General features: G+C 69.6%; 18 protein-coding genes. 8 read left to right on the top strand and 10 right to left on the bottom strand.

Annotation, left to right across the window (positions count from 1 at the left end; all coding sequences use genetic code 11):
* Window positions 1–7 precede the first annotated feature (7 nt).
* On the bottom strand, window positions 8–1,225 hold the full coding sequence (locus AC4GYY_RS10435; RefSeq protein WP_491120364.1) for a CaiB/BaiF CoA transferase family protein: 1,218 nt from the start codon (window positions 1,223–1,225) through the stop codon (window positions 8–10).
* 464 nt (window positions 1,226–1,689) lie between these two features.
* Between AC4GYY_RS10435 and AC4GYY_RS10430 the strand changes: the two genes are divergently transcribed.
* Window positions 1,690–2,121, top strand: a complete 432-nt coding sequence (locus AC4GYY_RS10430) for a hypothetical protein (RefSeq protein ID WP_491120362.1) — start codon at window positions 1,690–1,692, stop codon at window positions 2,119–2,121.
* Window positions 2,122–2,242: 121 nt separating this feature from the next.
* Here the strand turns inward: AC4GYY_RS10430 and AC4GYY_RS10425 are convergent, their stop codons facing one another.
* On the bottom strand, window positions 2,243–2,518 hold the full coding sequence (locus AC4GYY_RS10425; RefSeq protein WP_491120361.1) for a hypothetical protein: 276 nt from the start codon (window positions 2,516–2,518) through the stop codon (window positions 2,243–2,245).
* A 207-nt stretch (window positions 2,519–2,725) separates the two neighbouring features.
* Complete coding sequence (locus AC4GYY_RS10420; RefSeq protein ID WP_491120359.1) at window positions 2,726–4,576, bottom strand: M1 family metallopeptidase; 1,851 nt, start codon at window positions 4,574–4,576, stop codon at window positions 2,726–2,728.
* 98 nt (window positions 4,577–4,674) lie between these two features.
* Between AC4GYY_RS10420 and yghU the strand changes: the two genes are divergently transcribed.
* From yghU to hutU, 5 genes are all read left to right on the top strand, one after another.
* Entirely contained in the window at window positions 4,675–5,550 is an 876-nt protein-coding gene (gene yghU, locus AC4GYY_RS10415; protein ID WP_491120357.1) for a glutathione-dependent disulfide-bond oxidoreductase, read from the top strand.
* A complete protein-coding gene (locus tag AC4GYY_RS10410; protein WP_491120355.1) occupies window positions 5,547–6,170 on the top strand; it encodes a glutathione S-transferase family protein in 624 nt (207 codons plus the stop codon). Before yghU ends, AC4GYY_RS10410 begins: the two co-directional genes overlap by 4 nt.
* Window positions 6,171–6,308: 138 nt before the next feature.
* The gene (gene hutH, locus AC4GYY_RS10405; RefSeq protein WP_491120353.1) at window positions 6,309–7,835 is read left to right on the top strand and encodes a histidine ammonia-lyase; all 1,527 of its coding nucleotides are present in this window, start codon (window positions 6,309–6,311) and stop codon (window positions 7,833–7,835) included.
* A 151-nt stretch (window positions 7,836–7,986) separates the two neighbouring features.
* Window positions 7,987–8,772, top strand: coding sequence for an N-formylglutamate deformylase (gene hutG, locus AC4GYY_RS10400; protein WP_491120351.1), 786 nt, complete (start codon window positions 7,987–7,989; stop codon window positions 8,770–8,772).
* Window positions 8,769–10,424: a urocanate hydratase gene (gene hutU / locus AC4GYY_RS10395; RefSeq protein ID WP_491120350.1), complete on the top strand. Its 1,656-nt coding sequence runs from the start codon at window positions 8,769–8,771 to the stop codon at window positions 10,422–10,424. The genes hutG and hutU overlap by 4 nt, the downstream gene beginning before the upstream one ends.
* Before the next feature lie 22 nt (window positions 10,425–10,446).
* Here the strand turns inward: hutU and AC4GYY_RS10390 are convergent, their stop codons facing one another.
* Window positions 10,447–11,547, bottom strand: a complete 1,101-nt coding sequence (locus AC4GYY_RS10390; RefSeq protein WP_491120348.1) for an alpha/beta fold hydrolase — start codon at window positions 11,545–11,547, stop codon at window positions 10,447–10,449.
* A gap of 196 nt (window positions 11,548–11,743) precedes the next feature.
* Here AC4GYY_RS10390 and AC4GYY_RS10385 point away from each other — a divergent pair, with 196 nt between their 5' ends.
* Complete coding sequence (locus AC4GYY_RS10385; protein ID WP_491120346.1) at window positions 11,744–12,115, top strand: low affinity iron permease family protein; 372 nt, start codon at window positions 11,744–11,746, stop codon at window positions 12,113–12,115.
* Between the two features lie 19 nt (window positions 12,116–12,134).
* Here AC4GYY_RS10385 and AC4GYY_RS10380 read toward each other — a convergent pair whose 3' ends face one another.
* The 6 genes from AC4GYY_RS10380 to sucC all read right to left on the bottom strand — a co-directional run bounded on the left by AC4GYY_RS10380 (window position 12,135) and on the right by sucC (window position 15,880).
* Window positions 12,135–12,266 (bottom strand): hypothetical protein, encoded by a 132-nt coding sequence (locus tag AC4GYY_RS10380; RefSeq protein WP_491120344.1) that lies wholly within the window; start codon window positions 12,264–12,266, stop codon window positions 12,135–12,137.
* A gap of 33 nt (window positions 12,267–12,299) precedes the next feature.
* Window positions 12,300–12,458: a hypothetical protein gene (locus AC4GYY_RS10375; RefSeq protein ID WP_491120343.1), complete on the bottom strand. Its 159-nt coding sequence runs from the start codon at window positions 12,456–12,458 to the stop codon at window positions 12,300–12,302.
* A 110-nt stretch (window positions 12,459–12,568) separates the two neighbouring features.
* A complete protein-coding gene (locus AC4GYY_RS10370) occupies window positions 12,569–13,498 on the bottom strand; it encodes an electron transfer flavoprotein subunit alpha/FixB family protein (protein ID WP_491120341.1) in 930 nt (309 codons plus the stop codon).
* 161 nt (window positions 13,499–13,659) lie between these two features.
* On the bottom strand, window positions 13,660–14,409 hold the full coding sequence (locus AC4GYY_RS10365) for an electron transfer flavoprotein subunit beta/FixA family protein (RefSeq protein ID WP_491120339.1): 750 nt from the start codon (window positions 14,407–14,409) through the stop codon (window positions 13,660–13,662).
* Window positions 14,406–14,660 carry a hypothetical protein gene (locus AC4GYY_RS10360; RefSeq protein WP_491120337.1) on the bottom strand — a complete coding sequence of 85 codons (255 nt, stop codon included), beginning with the start codon at window positions 14,658–14,660 and terminating at the stop codon, window positions 14,406–14,408. The genes AC4GYY_RS10365 and AC4GYY_RS10360 overlap by 4 nt, the downstream gene beginning before the upstream one ends.
* A 20-nt stretch (window positions 14,661–14,680) precedes the next feature.
* Window positions 14,681–15,880, bottom strand: coding sequence for an ADP-forming succinate--CoA ligase subunit beta (gene sucC / locus AC4GYY_RS10355; protein ID WP_491120335.1), 1,200 nt, complete (start codon window positions 15,878–15,880; stop codon window positions 14,681–14,683).
* Between the two features lie 145 nt (window positions 15,881–16,025).
* Between sucC and AC4GYY_RS10350 the strand changes: the two genes are divergently transcribed.
* Window positions 16,026–18,752 (top strand): ATP-dependent DNA helicase, encoded by a 2,727-nt coding sequence (locus tag AC4GYY_RS10350; protein ID WP_491121185.1) that lies wholly within the window; start codon window positions 16,026–16,028, stop codon window positions 18,750–18,752.

The raw sequence follows: 18,752 nt of genomic DNA, 5'->3' as shown, positions 1-18,752 counted from the left end.
GGCTTCCCTATTCCGTTCGTGTCGAGCGAAGTCGAGACATGTGGGCGTTCGGGAGCGGCTTCTCGACGTCGCTCGGAGCGAACGGGGTCGGAGCGAACCGCGCCTCCGCGAGCGGGGTGGAGCCGAGCGCGGGCGCGCCGCGGCCGAGCGAGAGGGCGGCGTCCGAGAAGCGGATCGGGGTGCGCAGGCCGGCGATCGGCCGCGTTTCGGTCGGCGGCAGGACCATGCCGCGGGCCTGGACCTGCGGATCGGCGAGTGCCTGTTCGACGGTGTTGATCGGACCGGCGGGGACGCCTGCGGCTTCGAGCCGGGCGAGGAGATCGTCGCGGTGGAAGGTGCGGCAGCGCTCCTCGATGAGGGCGAACAGCGGCGCGCGGTGTTCGATCCGGCCGGCGTTGGTCTCCCAGCGCGGGTCGGGGGCGATGCCGACGATCCGGGCGAAGCGGCAATATTGCGCGTCGTTGCCGACGGCGAGGATCAACCAACCGTCCGACGTCGGGAAGACCGCGTACGGCGAGACGTTGGCATGGGCGTTGCCCATCCGCGGCGGGTTGACGCCGCTCGCGAAGAAGTTCGCCGCCTGGTTGGCGAGGACGCCGGTCATCGTGTCGAGCAAGGCGCAGTCGACCAGCTGGCCCCGCCCCGTGCGCGCGCGCATCAGCAGCGCCGCCTGGATGCCGATGGTCGCGTAGAGCCCGGTCATGATGTCGGCGAAGGCGACCCCGATCTTCTGCGGCGCGCCGTCGGGCTCGCCGGTCAGCGACATGATTCCGCCCATCCCTTGGATGATGAAATCGTACCCCGCGCGCGGCGCATAGGGGCCGTCCTGGCCGAAGCCGGTGATCGAGCAATAGACGAGGCGCGGATGCTCGGCGGCGAGGCTGGCGTGGTCGAGTCCGTATTTGGCGAGGCCGCCGACCTTGAAGTTCTCGATCACGACGTCGGCGTCGGCGATCAGCGCCTTCACGCGGGCGACGTCGGCGGGATTCGTGAAGTCGGCGACGGTCGCCGCCTTGCCCCGGTTGCAGGCGTGGTAATAGGCCGCGGCGCGCTCGCCGTCCGCCTCGACGAAGGGCGGGCCCCAGGTGCGGGTGTCGTCACCCGCGGGGCTCTCGACCTTGATCACCTCCGCCCCGAGATCGGCGAGGATCTGCCCCGCCCACGGACCGGCGAGGATGCGCGCGAGCTCGACCACGCGGACGCCGGCAAGGGGATGGCCTGTCATGCCGCCGCTTTCGAGGTGGGGGCGGGGCGGGTCAAGGGTGGGGTTGAGGAGACAGGTTGCGGCGGTTGAGGCGTGGACGCGCGTTTCGGGGGCGACGGGGACGCGGCAGGAACGCGCCGCACACGCGGCACCGACGCGGCTGAGACGCCACGGGAGCGCCACCGGGGCGCGGCGGCGACGCGGCGCGTGCGCGCCACCCACGCTACAGGAACGCGACACCCACGCGCCCGCTTCGTGGCGCGCATCAATCGACCGGCTGGGCGATTGGGTCGAACCGGCGGAGGAGCGGGGCGACGCATTTCGCAATCAAACCACGGATTTTCGTACATCGCCTTGCGGCTTGCAGTCGGGCGATTGCGGCTGGACCCCGCATGAGGAAGGTCCGATATCGGGGGTTTGCCGACCGGCAGCTTTCGGACCTATGTGCCCGACCAAATCGCCGATCGACAAAGGGGTACGCCGACGTGAAGCTGAGCCTCGCAATCGTTTGTATCGCCTTCGTGCCGCTCGCTGCGTCCGCGCAGCAGGCGGCAAGCCCATGGTTTGGCACTTGGAAGCTTCGGTTGAACGACCCCGGCGAGAAGCCCGAAACCTTGATCTACAGCGATGCCGGCGACGGTGCGATGCGAATGGTCTCGGTCGAGTCCAAGAGTGTGATCGTCACCAGTTTCGACGGGAAGCCCGCAGCTGACATCGGCGAAGGCGCGGCGAGGGGTAACGCCCTCGCAGTAAAGGCCACCTCTCCGACGAGCTACAGCTGGACCTTCTTCAAGGCGGGCAAGCCGTTCGTCAGCGGCAGGAACAGCCTTGGCGCAGACCGCAAGACATTCAGCGAGGTGAGCTGGCTCGTCACCAAGCCGGCCGAAACGATCACGCTGACCTACGAGAGGCAATGAAGCCCGCCTCGACGTCCGCTTCTGGGCGGTTCGCGACCGTCCGCTCTTTCTCCCGGAAGCGGACGCCCGCTTTAGGGCGAGCCGCGGGTGCCGGAGTGGTCGGAACGGCCGGGCTTGGGGGTTAGCTGCCGTTGGAGGCGCGGCCATCACGCAGATCAAATCCGCACTTGGAGCAGATCACGTCAGGCACGGGCTTGCTTGCGATCCCAATCGGACCCCAGTTCGGACCGATGGTGTAGGCCGACTTGCCGCAGCGGGGGCAAACCACCGTAAGCCCCAGAATAGCTTGGAGAATGATGGCTACCGCAAACACGAACCAACCGATGATCCCACGTCCGCTGTCCGCGACGATGAACCAGACGACCCCGGCCAACGCCACCAACAGAGGCAGGGTCAAGACAAAGGAGTAGGCACGTATGCGGACCATAACCCGACTTCTGCACCAAACGTCGCGCGACCGCTATTGGGCGTTTGCGGTCCGGCAGCTTTCCCATCGATCCTCGAGCAAGAAGTGAACTGGGCGAGGTGGGGCGGCTGTCCCACCGGAGCTGAGGGCGAATCCGCTTCATCGCTCCGGCTTGAGGCCGGAACCACGCTATGGAGATCACCCCAGCAGCTTCGCGACCGCCCCCGCCGTCACCGGATGATACCCGCTCTTCGCCCGCTCGAACACGCGGCGGGCGATGGGGAGGCCCCAGTCGCCTTGCTCCTTGAGCGCCTTGTACACGGGGACGATCAGCAGCATCCGGCCGACGCTGGGCAGGAACTGCTCGATCGAGGGGATCGCGGGGGCGTAGCGGTTGGCGATCGCCAGCCGCAGCCAGGCCGAGCGGATGTAGGCGTTGGTCGAGGTCGACAGCGCGAACTTGGCGTCGAGGTCGGCGAGCCGGGCCGGGGTCTGCTTCCGGGGGAGGCCGTCGAGGAAGCGGAGCCACTCCTGGGTCGACCAATGCGAGGCGTCGATGCCGACGAGCGAGCCGCCGCCCGCGACCTTCGCCACCGTCTGGTCGATCGCGGCGAGCGTCGCCGATTTCACGTGGACGGCGTTGTCGGGGAGTCCGGGCTCGTAGACCCAGCGATCGAGCTGGAGCTTCGCCTCGAGCGCCTGGTCGCCGCGGATCAGGTTCGCGCGAAGGTCGGCGAGGAAGCCGGCGCTGGTCTGCGGCTGGAAGGCGTGACGGTCGAAATAGCTCGTCAGATAGGCGTCCCATTTGGCGCGACCAACGGTGACTTCGATCGTGCGGAGGAACACCGAGCCCTTGTCATAGTCGAGCTGGCCGTAGCTGCCGGTCTCGTCGCCGTGAAGGCGGGTCTTGGCGGGCGAAGCCTCCCTCAGGTCGCGCTGGAGATCGTCCCAGGAGAGATCGGCGAGCGTGGCGGCGCGCTCCTTGCCGTAGAGCGCCTCGTCGATGCGGTTCTCGAAATAGGTGGTGAAGCCCTCGTTGAGCCAGCTGTCGGCCCAGGTGGCGTTGGTGACGAGGTTGCCGGACCAGCTGTGCGCCAGCTCGTGGGCGATCACGTCGACGTTGGACTTGTCGCCGGTGATGATCGTCGGGGTGGCGAAGGTGAGGGTGGGGTTCTCCATCCCGCCGAACGGGAAGGACGGCGGCAGGACGAGCACGTCGTAGCGGCCCCAGCGGTACTTGCCGTAGAGCCCCTCCGCGGTCGTCACCATCTTGCCGGTGTCGGCGAGTTCGGCGGCGTCGCGGGCGAGTTGCGACGGCTCGGTCCAGACGCCGGTGCGCGCATCGATGGGCTGGAACGCGACGTCGCCGACCGCGAGCGCGATCAGGTATGGCGGGACATTGTGGTCCATGCGGAAGCGAAAGCGGCGCTGGCCTCTGCCGGCGCGCTCGCCCCTGGGGGTCAGGCGCTCGCCGCTCATCACCGCGGTCAGGCCTTCGGGGACGGTGATGCTCGCGGTCCAGCTCTGGCGGATGCCGGGAGAATCCTGCGTCGGGATCCAGCTGCGATTGTTGATCGCCTGGCCCTGGCTGAACAGGTAGGGCCTGCGCTTGCCTGCCGTCTCTGCCGGCGCGAGCCAGCCGAGCGCGCTTGCGTCGGGCCTTGACGCATAGGTGACGACGATGCGGCGCGCCGTGCCGATCCGGACCGTCAGCGGGGCGCCCTTCTCCGGATCGTCGGCGCCGACCGACCATTCGAGCGGACGGCCGCGCGCGTCGGTGATCTTCGCGATGACGAGGCCCTTGTCGTCGAGCACGATCTCGCGCGCGGTCGGCGCGGCGAGGATGTCGAGCGCCGCGGTGCCGCGCATCACCTTGGCGGCGAAATCGGCGACGAGGTTCAGATCGACATGGGTGACACGGGCGACCTGCGGCTGGGCATAGGTGAGGACGTCCCTCGCCTCTCGCGTGGTCAGGATCGGCGAAGGCGCGTCGGGGGCGGCGAGCGCCGGGGACGCGAGCAGCAGGGCGGCTGAAAGAAGGTAACGCATGACACTTCGTCTCGCCCTTGAGGCCGCGCGTGGCAAGAGGCGTTGACGCGCCGGGCCGGTCGGCATACCGAGCGGTACAGAAATCGAGGAGCATTCCGGTGAGCGACTACGAACCCCCCAAGGTGTGGACGTGGAACAAGGAGGCGGCGGGGCGTTTCGCCAGCATCAACCGGCCGATCGCGGGGCCGACCCACGACAAGGAGCTGCCGGTCGGCAAGCACCCGCTTCAGCTCTATTCGCTGGCGACGCCCAACGGCGTGAAGGTGACGGTGATGCTCGAGGAGCTGCTCGCCGCCGGCCACGCCGGGGCCGAGTATGACGCCTGGCTGATCAAGATCATGGACGGCGACCAGTTCGGCAGCGGCTTCGTCGCCGCCAATCCCAATTCGAAGATCCCGGCGCTGGTCGACCGGAGCGGGGCGGAGCCGATCCGCGTGTTCGAATCGGGCGCGATCCTGCTCCACCTGGCGGAAAAGTTCGGCGCGTTCCTGCCGACGGCGCAGCCGGCGCGGGCGGAATGCCTGTCGTGGCTGATGTGGCAGATGGGCGCGGGGCCGTATCTGGGCGGCGGGTTCGGGCACTTCTACGCCTACGCCCCGATCAAGATCGAATATGCGATCGACCGCTTCGCGATGGAGGTGAAGCGCCAGCTCGACGTGCTCGACCGGCGGCTGGGCGAGGCCGAGTATCTCGCGGGGGCCGACTATACGATCGCCGACATGGCGGTGTGGCCCTGGTACGGCGCGCTGGTGAAGGGCCTGGTCTATGACGCGGGCGAGTTCCTCCAGGTGCAGGACTATACCAACGTGATGCACTGGACCGACCGCATCGCGGCGCGGCCGGCGGTGCAGCGCGGGCGGATGGTCAACCGGATGATGGGCGATCCCGCGAGCCAGCTCCATGAGCGGCACGACGCCGGCGACTTCGAGACGAAGACGCAGGACAAGCTGGCGCCGGCCGAGCCCGCCGCATGAGCCTGACGCTCTACGACAGCCGCCGCGCGCCCAACCCGCGCCGGGTGCGCTGGGTAATGGCGGAAAAGGGGATCGACGACGTCGCGGTGGTCGAGGTCGACATCTTCGCGGGCGCGCACAGGACGCCCGATTACGTCGCCCGTGCGGGGCTGCCCGTGGTGCCGGTGCTCGACCTGGGGGACGGCACCGCGATCACGGAGTCGGTGGCGATCGGGCGGTATCTGGAAAGCCTCTACCCGGAGCCGAACCTGTTCGGCCGCGATGCGCGCGAGATCGCCGAGATCGAGATGTGGATGCGCCGCGCGGAGATGATGCTCGCCAACCCGCTGATGATGGCGGTGCGCCACGGCCATCCGGCGCTGGCGGCGCTCGAACGGCAATCGGTGGAGATCGCCGGGCGCAACCGCGAGGGGGCGGAGAAGACGCTCGGCTTCTTCGACCGGCGGCTGGGCGAGGCGGAGTGGCTGGCGGGCGACCGGATCACGATCGCGGACATCATCGCCTTCACCGGGCTCGATTTCTCGCGGATGGTGAAGTTCCAGGTGCCCGAGGGGATGGCCAACGTCGCCCGGTGGGCGGAGGCGATGCGGGGAAGGCCGGCGGCGGCGGCGGGGGTGTAGATCCTCCCCGCTTGCGGGGAGGTGGCGAGCGTAGCGAGACGGAGGGGGTTTTCCGCAGGCGACTCGCCCGCGGAGAGCCCCCTCCGTCAGCTTCGCTGACACCTCCCCGTGCCGGGGAGGATTGGCTATGGAGCGACCATGCACATCCTCACTCCGGGCGACACCCCGCTCGCCATCTGGCGCGACATCTACTTCGGCGCGTCGCTGACCCTCGATCCCGCCGCACGCGAGGCGGTCGCCGCCTCCGCCGCCGCGGTCGAGCGGATCGTGGCGAAGGGCGCGCCGGTCTATGGGATCAACACCGGCTTCGGAAAGCTCGCGAGCGTCCGCATCGCCGACGCCGATCTGGCGACGCTCCAGCGGAACATCGTGCTGAGCCACGCCGCGGGCGTCGGCGACGATACGCCCGCCGCGATCGTGCGGCTGATGATGGCGCTGAAGCTCGCGAGTCTGGGGCAGGGCGCGTCGGGCGTGCGGCTCGCGACGGTGGCGCTGATCGAGGCGATGCTCGCCGCCGGCCTGCTGCCGGTGATCCCGGGGCAGGGATCGTGCGGGGCGTCGGGCGATCTCGCCCCCCTTGCGCACATGGCGGCGGCGATGATCGGAGTGGGCGAGGTCGATACGCCCGACGGCCGGATGCCTGCGACCGAGGCGCTGGCGCGGGCGGGTCTGTCGCCGCTGGAGCTCGGTCCGAAGGAAGGGCTGGCGCTGCTCAACGGGACGCAATTCTCGTGCGCGAACGCGCTCGCCGGGCTGTTCGAAACCGAGCGGGTGTTCCAGGCCGCGCTGGTCACGGGCGCGCTGTCGACCGAGGCGGCGAAGGGAACCGACGCGCCGTTCGACGCGCGTATCCATGCGCTGCGCCGCCAGCCGGGGCAGATCGCGGTCGGCGCGGCGCTGCGCGCGCTGATGGCAGGCTCGGCGATCCGCGCCAGCCACCGCGAAGACGATCCGCGCGTGCAGGACCCCTATTGCCTGCGCTGCCAGCCGCAGGTGATGGGCGCGTGCCTCGATCTGCTCCGCGCCGCCGCGGAGACGCTGGAGATCGAGGCCAACGGGGTGACCGACAATCCGCTGATCTTCACGGGCGAGGATGGCGACGAGGCGCTGTCGGGGGGCAATTTCCACGCCGAGCCGGTCGCCTTCGCTGCCGACACGATCGCGCTGGCGATCTGCGAGATCGGCTCGATCGCCGAGCGGCGGGTGGCGATGCTGGTCGATCCCGCGCTCTCCGGACTGCCCGCGTTCCTGACGCCGCGGCCGGGGCTGAACAGCGGCTTTATGATCCCGCAGGTGACCGCGGCGGCGCTGGTGAGCGAGAACAAGCAGCGGGCGTATCCGGCTTCGGTCGACTCGATCCCGACGAGCGCGAATCAGGAGGATCATGTGTCCATGGCGGCGCATGGCTCGCGGCGGCTCCTGGCGATGGCGGCGAATGCGGCGGAGGTGATCGGGATCGAGGCGCTGGCGGCGGCGCAAGGCTGCGATTTCCATGCGCCGTTGCGGTCGTCCGACGCGCTGGAGGCGGCGCGGGCGGCGATCCGGGCGGACGTGCCGACGCTGGGCGAGGACCGGCATTTCGCGCCGTACATGGCGAAGGCGACGGCGCTGGTGCGGGGCGGGGTGTTGGCGCGGGTGGCGGAGTTGCCGGGGGTGGTGGGGTGAGCGCAATCTTCTTGCCTCCCCTGCAAGGGGAGGTGGCGCGTAGCGCCGGAGGGGTGTCCCGCTTTGCGAGGGTGTACTCCGTCACGGCTGGTGACACCCTTCCGTCAGCGCTGCGCGCTGCCACCTCTCCTTGCAGGGAAGGCATTGGAAGATGATCGAGATTCATCGCGGCACCGCGCCGCTGATTGTCGCGTTCCCGCATACTGGCACCGACCTCGTCGGCTGCGACGACGCCTTCGTCTCTCCCTGGCTGGCGCGGCGGGATGCGGACTGGTGGATCGACCGGCTTTACGCCTTCGCCTTCGAGCTGGGCGCGACGACGGTGCGGACGCCGGTGTCGCGCTCGGTGATCGACGTGAACCGCGATCCCTCGGGCGCGTCGCTCTATCCGGGGCAGGCGACGACCGAATTATGCCCGACGACGACGTTCGACGGCGAGCCGCTGTATCGCGGTGAGGGGCCGTCCGAGGAGGAGATCGCCGAGCGACGCGAGCGCTACTTCGATCCGTATCACGCCGCTCTCCAGGCCGAGATCGATCGGTTGCGGAAGGACCATGACCACGTCGTACTCTACGACGCGCATTCGATCCGGAGCGTCATCCCGCGCCTGTTCGACGGCGTGCTGCCGCGGTTCAACATCGGCACCAACGGCGGCGCGACCTGTTCGCCCGAGCTGACCGCGGCGGTGTCCGCGGCGTGCGGTCCGGATCAGGTGATCGACGGGCGCTTCAAGGGCGGGTGGACGACGCGGCACTATGGCGAACCCGCCAGCGGCGTGCACGCGATCCAGATGGAGCTGGCGATCCGCGGCTATGCTCCCGAGCCGGACACGCCCGACGAGGCCAACTGGCCGCCGCCCTTCGACCCCGCCTATGCCGCGCCGATCAGCGCGACGCTTCGCGCCGTGCTCACCGCCTGCCTGGAGTTCGCCCGATGACCCGCCACGACCCATCCCGCGTCATCAAGGCGCCGATCGGCAGCGCACTTTCGGCCAAGAGCTGGCTGACCGAGGCGCCGCTGCGGATGCTGATGAACAACCTGCATCCCGATGTGGCGGAGCGGCCTGAGGATCTGGTGGTTTATGGCGGGATCGGGCGGGCGGCGCGCGACTGGGAGAGCTACGACCGGATCGTCGAGACGCTCAAGCGGCTCGAAGGCGACGAGACCCTCCTCGTCCAGTCGGGCAAGCCGGTCGGCGTGTTCCGCACCCATGCCGATGCGCCGCGGGTTCTGATCGCGAACAGCAACCTCGTCCCGAAATGGGCGACCTGGGAGCATTTCGACGAGCTCGATCGCAAGGGGCTGGCGATGTACGGCCAGATGACCGCGGGGTCGTGGATCTACATCGGCACGCAGGGCATCGTGCAGGGGACCTACGAGACCTTCGTCGAGATGGGCCGCCAGCATTACGGCGACGACCTCTCCGGCAAGTGGCTGCTGACCGCAGGGCTGGGCGGGATGGGCGGGGCGCAGCCGCTCGCGGCGGTGATGGCGGGGGCGTCGTGCCTCGCGATCGAATGCCAGCAAAGCCGGATCGAGATGCGGCTGCGCACCGGCTATCTCGACCGCGCGACCGAGAGCCTGGACGAGGCGCTGGCGATCGTCACCAACGCCAAAGAGCCGGTCTCGGTCGGCCTGCTCGGCAACGCCGCCGAACTGCTGCCCGAGATGTTCGCGCGTGGCGTCCGTCCCGATCTGCTGACCGACCAGACCAGCGCGCACGATCCGGTCAACGGCTACCTTCCCGCGGGCTGGACGGTGGAACGCTGGATCGCGACGCGCGAGCAGGACCCCGCGACCGTCGCCGCCGCGGCCAAGGCGTCCATGGCGCGGCATGTCGAGGCGATGCTCGCCTTCCAGGCGGCGGGGGTGCCGACGGTCGATTACGGCAACAACATCCGCCAGGTCGCGAAGGACGAGGGGGTCGCGGACGCCTTTGCGTTCCCCGGCTTCGTGCCGGCCTATATCCGACCCTTGTTCTGCCGCGGCATCGGGCCGTTCCGCTGGGTGGCGCTATCGGGCGATCCCGAGGACATCCACAAGACCGACGCCAAGGTGAAGGAGCTGCTGCCCGACGACACGCACCTCCACCGCTGGCTCGACATGGCGCGCGAGCGGATCCGGTTCCAGGGACTGCCCGCCCGCATCTGCTGGGTCGGGCTGGGCGACCGTCACCGGCTCGGGCTCGCGTTCAACGCGATGGTCGCGAGCGGAGAGCTTTCCGCGCCGGTGGTGATCGGGCGCGACCACCTCGATTCGGGTTCGGTCGCCTCCCCCAACCGCGAGACCGAGGCGATGCGCGACGGGAGCGACGCGGTGAGCGACTGGCCGCTGCTCAACGCGCTGCTCAACACCGCGTCCGGCGCGACCTGGGTATCGCTCCATCACGGCGGCGGGGTCGGCATGGGCTATTCGCAGCACGCCGGCATGGTGATCGTCGCCGACGGCACGCCCGAGGCGGCGCGGCGGCTGGAGCGGGTGCTGTGGAACGATCCCGCGTCGGGCGTGATGCGGCATGCCGATGCGGGCTACCCGGAGGCGGTGGCGTGCGCGCGGGAGAACGGACTGGACTTGCCGGGGATCGCTTGAGCGCGGCGAACGTGTGGCGACGCTACTCCGTCCGCTTCAGCAGCGTCCGCAGATCCGCCTCCCAATTGACCGCCCAGGTGTGCGTTCCGTGGCCGCGCGTCGCCGCGGTCTCCGGGATCAGCCGGAAGGTCGCGTCCCTCATCCGCGTCACGGCCTGCGTCGGATAGGTCAGCCCGCGCGGGTTGATGAAGTCGTCCGCCGAGTTGATCCACGCGGTCGGCGCGGTGATCGCCTCGAGTCTCGACCAGGGATCGTACGTCCGCGAGGCGTCGACCTGGTAGATCACGTCGTTGGCGTCGATGCCCTTCATCGACGCGGCGACGCGCTCGCGGACGTAGCCGGTCGCCGCCGCACGGGTGGGGAATTGCGCCTGGAGCCAGAGCGGGGCGCCGCCCGCGACGAACAGCAGCGAGGCGGCGGTGCGCAAGCCTTGCTGCGGCTGATCGGTATAGTTCCCCCCCGCCCAGGCCGGGTCGGCTTCGATCCCGTCGATGACGAGCTGCCGCCACATGCGGTTGAGGCCGGCGATCGCGACCGGCTCGCACGCCAGCGGCATCAGCGCTCGGGCGAAATTCGGGTAGGTCTCGCCGAGGACGAAAGCGTGCATGCAGCCCATCGACGTGCCCATCACGAGGCGCATCCGCTTGATCCCGAGCGTCTCGGTCAGCAGGCGGTGCTGCGCGGCGACCATGTCGTCGTAATCGTATCTGGGGAAGCTCATCCGCAGCCCGTCGGACGGTTTGGACGACCCGCCGTGGCCGATGTTGTCCGGCAGGATGATCCAGTATCTGGCGATGTCCAGCGGCTGACCGGGGCCGTACAGCCGATCGGCGAACTGTGGGGCGAGGAACTGCTTGCCCGTCCCGCCGGTGCCATGGAGCACCATGACCGCATTGTCGATCTCGCCCCTCGCATCGCGGTGCGGCGCGCCGAGCGTCGTATAATGGAGACGAAGGTCGAGGATCTCGCCGGTCTTGAAGCGAAAGCCGCGGAGGGTCGCGTCCGCGTCCCTGGTCGGCCACCGGCTCGCGGCGGGAGCGGGGGCGGTCGCGATGGTGGTGATGGGCGCCGGCGGCGTCGTCGCGGCGGCGGCTTGGGCGGCGAGGAGGAGGGCGAGGAGCATCGCTCCACGCTAGCGGCGGGCGCGGCTGGCGCAAAGTCGCGAGGCGACGGTCCCAGTGCGGCCGGACCCGGCGGTGTGATTGATCTACGTTAGGGGCGAGCGAGACCGCCGCGCTTTCCGCGTTGCGCGAGCGGGGCCGAAGCGTACGCACGGCTGGCCGGGGCCGGTGCGGTCACCGCGAGCAGAGGTTGGCGCGATGAGGATGTTCGATCGGTTCACCACCGGCTGCGCGCGATTCGTGGGGCGGCCGCTGATGCTGGCGCTGTGCGTCGCGATCTCGATCACGGGGTTCACGGCCTATGCGTCGGGGAGCGATCACCTGCTCGGCGGCGCGAACCTGGCGATCAACGTCCTGACGCTGCTGATCCTCCCGATCCTCCAGGCGACGCAGAACCGCGACGGCGCGGCGCTCCAGGCCAAGATCGACGAGCTGATCAAGACCAGCGTCACCGCGCGCGATACGCTGATCGGGCTGGAGAACCGAAGCTCCGAGGAGATCGAGACGGTCCGGAGCGAGCACGGGCTGGACTGCGATCCGGAGCCGCTGCCCAAAGTGACCGGCCGCTAGGCACGCCCGGCTGAGGGCTTCAGGCGAAGTCGCCCAGCTTTTCGGCCTCGTCGTCCGGCAGTTCGGGGGTCGTCGGGACCTCCGCAGGATCGACCGCCATGTCGCCCGCATCGGGTTCGTTGCCGGGGTGGTTGTGAGGCGTCGCGGTCATGTCTCGTCTCCATCGGATGCGGGCCGGTCTCGGCTAGCGGTCACGGCGCTCGGCGCCTTCCGGATCGTCATACGCGGGTTGCACCCCGCCCAGAATGTTGCCCGCCCCCGACGAGTCGCCGCCGCCCGGTGCCTTGCCGACGTCGGGCTCCTGGTCCTTGTCGGTCGGCTTCGCTTCGGGTGAGTCGGCCATGGTGTGTTCCTTCGCCAGCGGCATGGATGCCGGCGAAGGAGAACGCGGGACGCGACCGATCGGGCTCACGGTCGCGGGACAAACGACTGCTGCGCCGCCCGCGGCCCCGCTCAGAGCTTCTCGGTCAACTCCGGCACCAGCTTGAACAGGTCGCCGACCAGCCCGAGGTCGGCGACCTGGAAGATCGGGGCGTCGGCGTCCTTGTTGATCGCGACGATCACCTTCGAGTCCTTCATCCCCGCGAGATGCTGGATCGCGCCCGAGATGCCGACCGCGACGTACACTTCGGGGGCGACGATCTTGCCGGTCTGGCCGACCTGATAGTCGTTGGGAGCATAGCCCGCGTCGACTGCCGCGCGGCTCGCGCCGACGCCCGCGCCGAGCTTGTCGGCGAGCGGATCGATCAGCGCGTGGAACTGCTCGCTACTGCCGAGCGCGCGGCCACCGGAGACGATGATTTTCGCGCTCGCGAGTTCGGGGCGCGCCGACTTGGCGATCTCCTGGCTCTCGAAGGTCGACAGGCCCGTGTCGCCGGTCGACGAAACCGCCTCGATCGTGCCCGATCCGCCTTCGGCCGCGGCCTTCTCGAACGCGGTGGTGCGGACGGTCAGCACCTTCTTGGCGTCGCTGGTCTGGACGGTTGCGATGGCGTTACCGGCGTAGATCGGACGGGTGAAGGTGTCCTCGCCCTCGACCGACAGGATCTCGCTGACCTGCTGGACGTCGAGCAGGGCGGCGACCCGCGGGGTGATGTTCTTCGCGCTGGTGGTCGCGGGCGCGACGAAGGCGTCGTGATGGCCCATCAGCTCGACGATCAGCGGTGCGACGTTCTCGGCGAGCGCATGGGCGTAGGCGGCGTCGTCGGCGACGTGGACCTTGCCGACGCCCGCGATCTTCGCCGCGGCTTCGGCGACCGCGCCGACACCTTGCCCGGCGACGAGGAGGTGGACCTCGCCCAGTTGCGACGCGGCGGTGACCGCCGACAGGGTGGCGTCCTTGACGGTCGATCCGTCGTGCTCGACCCAAACCAGGGTTTTCATGTCATTGTACTCCCATTCGGAGTGGAAAACGTCCGTTCGTCCTGAGTAGCCGCTGAGCGAATGCGAAGTGGCGTATCGAAGGACTTGGGGCAGGCGGGTGGTTCGATACGGGCCTTCGCTGCGCTCAGTCCCAACTCACCACGAACGGAAATCCTAAGAATTCACTTCGCGATGCCCATCGCGTGGAGCTTCATCACCAGTTCGTCGACGTCGGCCACCTTCGCGCCGGCCTGACGCTTGCCGGGCTCGACGACCTTGAGGGTGGTCAGCCGCGGGGCGACGTCGACGCCGTAATCGGCGGGCGTCTTCTGCGCCATCGGCTTGGACTTGGCCTTCATGATGTTCGGCAGCGAGGCATAGCGCGGCTCGTTGAGGCGCAGGTCCGTCGTCACGATCGCGGGGAGCTTGAACGTGTCGACCTCGAGCCCGCCGTCGACCTCCCGCGTGACCTTGGCTTGGCCGTCGGCGATCTCGACCTTGGAGGCGAAGGTGCCCTGGCCCCAGCCGAGCAGCCCGGCGAGCATCTGCCCGGTCTGGCCGGCGTCGTCGTCGATCGCCTGCTTGCCCAGGATGACGAGCTGCGGCTGCTCCTCCGCGACGATCTTGGCGAGGATCTTGGCAACGCCGAGCGGCTCGACCGTGCCTTCGGCGACGACCAGGATCGCGCGATCGGCGCCCATCGCGAGCGCGGTGCGCAGCGTCTCTTGGCTCTTCTGCTCGCCGATCGAGACCGCGACGATCTCGGTAACGACGCCCTTCTCCTTGAGCCGGATCGCCTCCTCGACGGCGATCTCGTCGAAGGGGTTCATGCTCATCTTGACGTTGGCGAGGTCGACTCCCGACCCGTCCGCCTTCACGCGGGGCTTCACGTTATAGTCAAGCACACGCTTGACGGGGACGACTACCTTCACATCCTGTCTCCAACCTTTTGGAGTGCGCCGCTGCGAGCGTCGACCGTGAATGCGGAACCGTTCTCGAGTGTTCCGCGGACCATCGGGCCGTCGCCGTGCGCCTCCTTGACGTGATCGATCAGTATCTCACCGCTCTCGTCGATGACCTGGCTTTCGTGATCATGCTTGATCCAGGCATCGCCGTTCGCGAAATCCATTCTGTCTTCACCGATCCCCGCGCCCGGTCGGCAGCCGATCAGCGCTGCCGACACAAGGACGATGGGGACGTATCTCAAGCCACCTTCTTCACCTCGGCGACGATCTTCTGCGCCGCGTCGCCCAGGTCGTTAGCAGGAACGATCGCGAGGCCGGAATTGGACAAAATGTCCTTGCCCTTGTCGACGTTCGTCCCCTCCAGCCGGACCACCAGCGGCACCGAGAGGTTCACCTCCTTCGCGGCGGCGACGATGCCCTCCGCGATGATGTCGCACTTCATGATGCCGCCGAAGATGTTGACCAGGATGCCCTTCACGTTCGGATCGGCGAGGATGATCTTGAACGCCGCGGTCACCTTCTCGGTGGTCGCGCCGCCGCCGACGTCGAGAAAGTTCGCCGGGAACATGCCGTTCAGCTTGATGATGTCCATCGTCGCCATCGCCAGGCCCGCGCCGTTGACCATGCAGCCGATGTCGCCGTCGAGCTTGATATAGGCGAGGTCGTACTTGGACGCCTCGAGCTCGGCGGGGTCCTCCTCGGTCTCGTCGCGGAGCTCCATCAGGTCCTTGTGGCGGAACATCGCATTGCCGTCGAACCCAACCTTGGCGTCGAGCACCATCAGCTTGCCGTCGTCGGTCACCGCGAGCGGGTTGATCTCGATCTGCTCGGCGTCGGTGCCGATGAAGGCGTCGTACAGCTTGGACGCGACGTTCGACGCCTGCTTGGCGAGATCGCCGGTCAGGCCCAGCGCCGCGGCGACGGCGCGGCCGTGGTGCGGCATGAAGCCGGTCGCCTGATCGATGTCGATCGCATGAATCTTCTCGGGCGTGTCGTGGGCGACCGTCTCGATGTCCATACCGCCCTCGGTCGAGACGACCATCGAGATGCGGCTGGTCGCGCGGTTGACGAGCAGCGCGAGGTAGAACTCCTTGGCGATGTCGACGCCGTCGGTGACGTAGAGGCGGTTGACCTGCTTGCCGTGCTCGCCGGTCTGGACCGTGACGAGCGTGTTGCCGAGCATGTCGGCCGCCGCGGCGCGGACCTCGTCGGCGGTCTTGGCCAGCCGGACGCCGCCCTTCGCGTCGGGGCCGAGTTCCTTGAACTTGCCCTTGCCGCGGCCGCCGGCGTGGATCTGCGCCTTGACGACGTAGAGCGGTCCCGGGAGCTTCGCCGACGCGGCGACCGCCTCGTCGACCGACAGCGCGGCATAGCCGGCGGGGACGGGCACGCCGAACTTCGCGAGGAGTTCCTTGGCCTGATACTCGTGGATGTTCATCGGGCGGGCGCGCCTTTCCTGCGGGTTTGCGGCGGGCTTAAGCACAAGGTAGCCCGGGAATCCATACCGCGCGCGCGAAATGTTCGCGTTGATGATGACGCGAAGCATTCGCAAGAAAGCGGTAGCTCTGGCGGTCGTTCGTGCGATGTTCTACGTCGCGGCCGTGTTCCCCTATCCCGCTCTCCACGCCAGCCATTCGGGCATCTGGATCGCCGAGGGCGGCGAGACGCGCCCGGTGGGGCGCGGCGAGGCGATCCGGCGCGCGGCGGACACGCCGATGATCGTGATGAACGCGCCGCTGGTCGGGCAGCGGCTGGGCTATGCCGAGCTGTCGGGGCTCGACGTCCTCGAGCTGTTCGCCTTCCTGCGGCCCGCGCGCTTCCTGGTGCCGACCGCCAAGGGACTGGCGGACGCTGCGGGGCTGAGCGTGCCCGAGGACGATGCCGCGGTCGCGCCGATGCTCCTGGCGGCGACGGCGCGGCTGCTGGCGACCCCCGCGGGTGACTGGGCCGAGCGCGAGGGGGCATGGACCGCGGTGCAGGCGCTGACGCGGCTGCGCTGGGCCTGGGCGCCGCTGCTGGCCGAGCGCATCGCCAAGCCCAAGGAGCACGAGCGCTGGCTGTTCTCGAAGCTCCCCGAATGGGAGGAGCGCGCGCCGCGGCCCGCGCCGCGGACGGTCGGGATCGATCCCGCCGCGACCCAGGCGCGGCTCGCCGAACTGACGGGGACCGGGGCGGAGGTCCGGGCCGGGCAGCGCGCCTATGCCGACGCCGCGGCGCAGGCGTTCGCGCCGCGCGCGGTCCGCGAATCGCCCAATCTCGTGCTGGCGGAGGCGGGGACGGGGATCGGCAAGACGCTCGGTTATCTCGCGCCAGCGTCCGTGTGGTCGGCGCAGGCGGGAGGCGCGGTGTGGGTGTCGACCTACACCAAGGCGCTCCAGCGCCAGCTCAGCCACGAGACCCGCAAGGTCTACCCCGACGACGGGGTGCGGCGACAGAAGGTCGTCACGCGCAAGGGGCGGGAGAATTATTTGTGCCTGCTCAACCTGGAGGATGCGCTCCAGGGCGGGTTCGCCGGGCGCGCGGCGGTGCTGGCCCAGCTGGTCGCGCGCTGGGCGGCGTATAGCGTCGACGGCGACATGGTGGGCGGGGACCTGCCCGGGTGGCTGACGACCCTGTTCCGCCGCAACGGCCAGGCCGCGCTGACCGACCGGCGCGGCGAATGCGTCTACGCGGGCTGCCCGCACTACCGCAAATGCTTCATCGAGCGCGCCGCGCGGGCCTCGGCGGAGGCCGATCTGGTGATCGCCAACCACGCTTTGGTGATGGTCAACGCGGTGCGCGGGCGCGAACTCGCGACGCGGCCGACGCGCTACGTCTTCGACGAGGGGCATCACCTGTTCGACGCCGCCGACACGATGTTCTCGACCGCGCTGACCGGCGGCGAGATGATCGAGCTCCGCCGCTGGATCATGGGGCCGGAGGCGGGCGGGCGGGGGCGGCGGCGGGGGTTGCAGGCGCGCCTGTCGGATGTCGCGAGCTACGACGAGGCGGGCGGGGTTGCGATCGCCGACGCTGTCCAGGCGGCGCAGGCGCTGGCGAGCGAGGGCTGGTTGCAGCGGCTGGCCGAGGGCCAGCCGTTCGGGCCGATGGAGACCTTGCTCGCGGCGGTGCGCGGCCTCGTCTACGCGCGCGCCGAGAAGCCGGACGACGCCGGCTATGCGCTGGAGACCGAGCTCGCCGAGCCGACGCCCGAGCTGATCGAGGCGGCGGCGGGCGCGGCGAGCGCGCTGGAGGCGTTGTACCGTCCTCTCGTGGTGCTCGGGCGGCGGCTTGAGGCGGTGCTCGCCGACGCGCCGGACTGGATGGACGCGCCCGCGCGCGCGCGCGTCGAGGGGGCGATCGCGTCGCTCCAGTGGCGGGCGGAGGCGGTGTCGGCATGGCTGGCGCTGCTCGCGCGCGTCGGCGGGCCGGCGTTGCCGCAGTTCGTCGACTGGCTGATCGTCAACCGCGGCGAGGGGCGCGAATACGATGTCGGGCTGCTGCGCCACTGGCTGGACCCGACCAAGCCCTTCGCGGAGGTCGTGCTGCGGCCGGCGCACGGCGCGCTGGTCACGTCGGCGACGCTGACCGCGGGCGGCGACTGGGAGACGGCCGAGGCGCGGGTCGGCGCGCCGCATCTCATCGCCAGCGCGCGCCGGTTCGAGGCGGCGTCGCCGTTCGATTACGCCGCCAACGCCGAGGTGCTGATCGTCACCGACGTGAAGCGCGGCGACGTCGCGAGCCTTGCGGGCGCCTACGCACGGCTGATCGAGGCGGCGGGGGGCGGGACGCTGGGGCTGTTCACCGCCATCCGTCGTTTGCGCGGGGTCCACGCCCGGATCGCCGACCGGCTGGCGCGCGCGGGGCTGCCGCTCCACGCGCAGCACGTCGACCCGATCGACACCGGAACCTTGGTCGACATCTTCCGCGACGATCGCCACGCCAGCCTGCTCGGCACCGATGCGCTCCGCGACGGCGTCGACGTGCCCGGCGAATCGCTCAGGCTGGTCGTGATGGAGGGCGTGCCCTGGCCCAAGCCGACCGTGCTCCACGCCGCGCGTCGGCTAGCGGGCGGAGGGAGCGCGTATGACGACCGCATCGTGCGGGCGCGGCTGGCCCAGGCGTTCGGGCGACTGATCCGCCGCGCCGACGATCGCGGCGCCTTCGTGCTGCTGTCGGCGGCGATGCCGTCACGGCTGCTCACCGCCTTTCCGGCCGGTGTCGCGGTCGCGCGCGTCCCGCTCGACGAAGCGACGCGGCGTGTGCGCGAACGCCTTTCCTCTGCGCCCGTGCTGGGGCATGAAGGTGTTCCCGCCCTTGATCGAGGTTGA

This window comes from Sphingomonas sp. SP6 (assembly GCF_058313435.1).
This window is presented reverse-complemented; position numbering and strand designations above follow the sequence as displayed.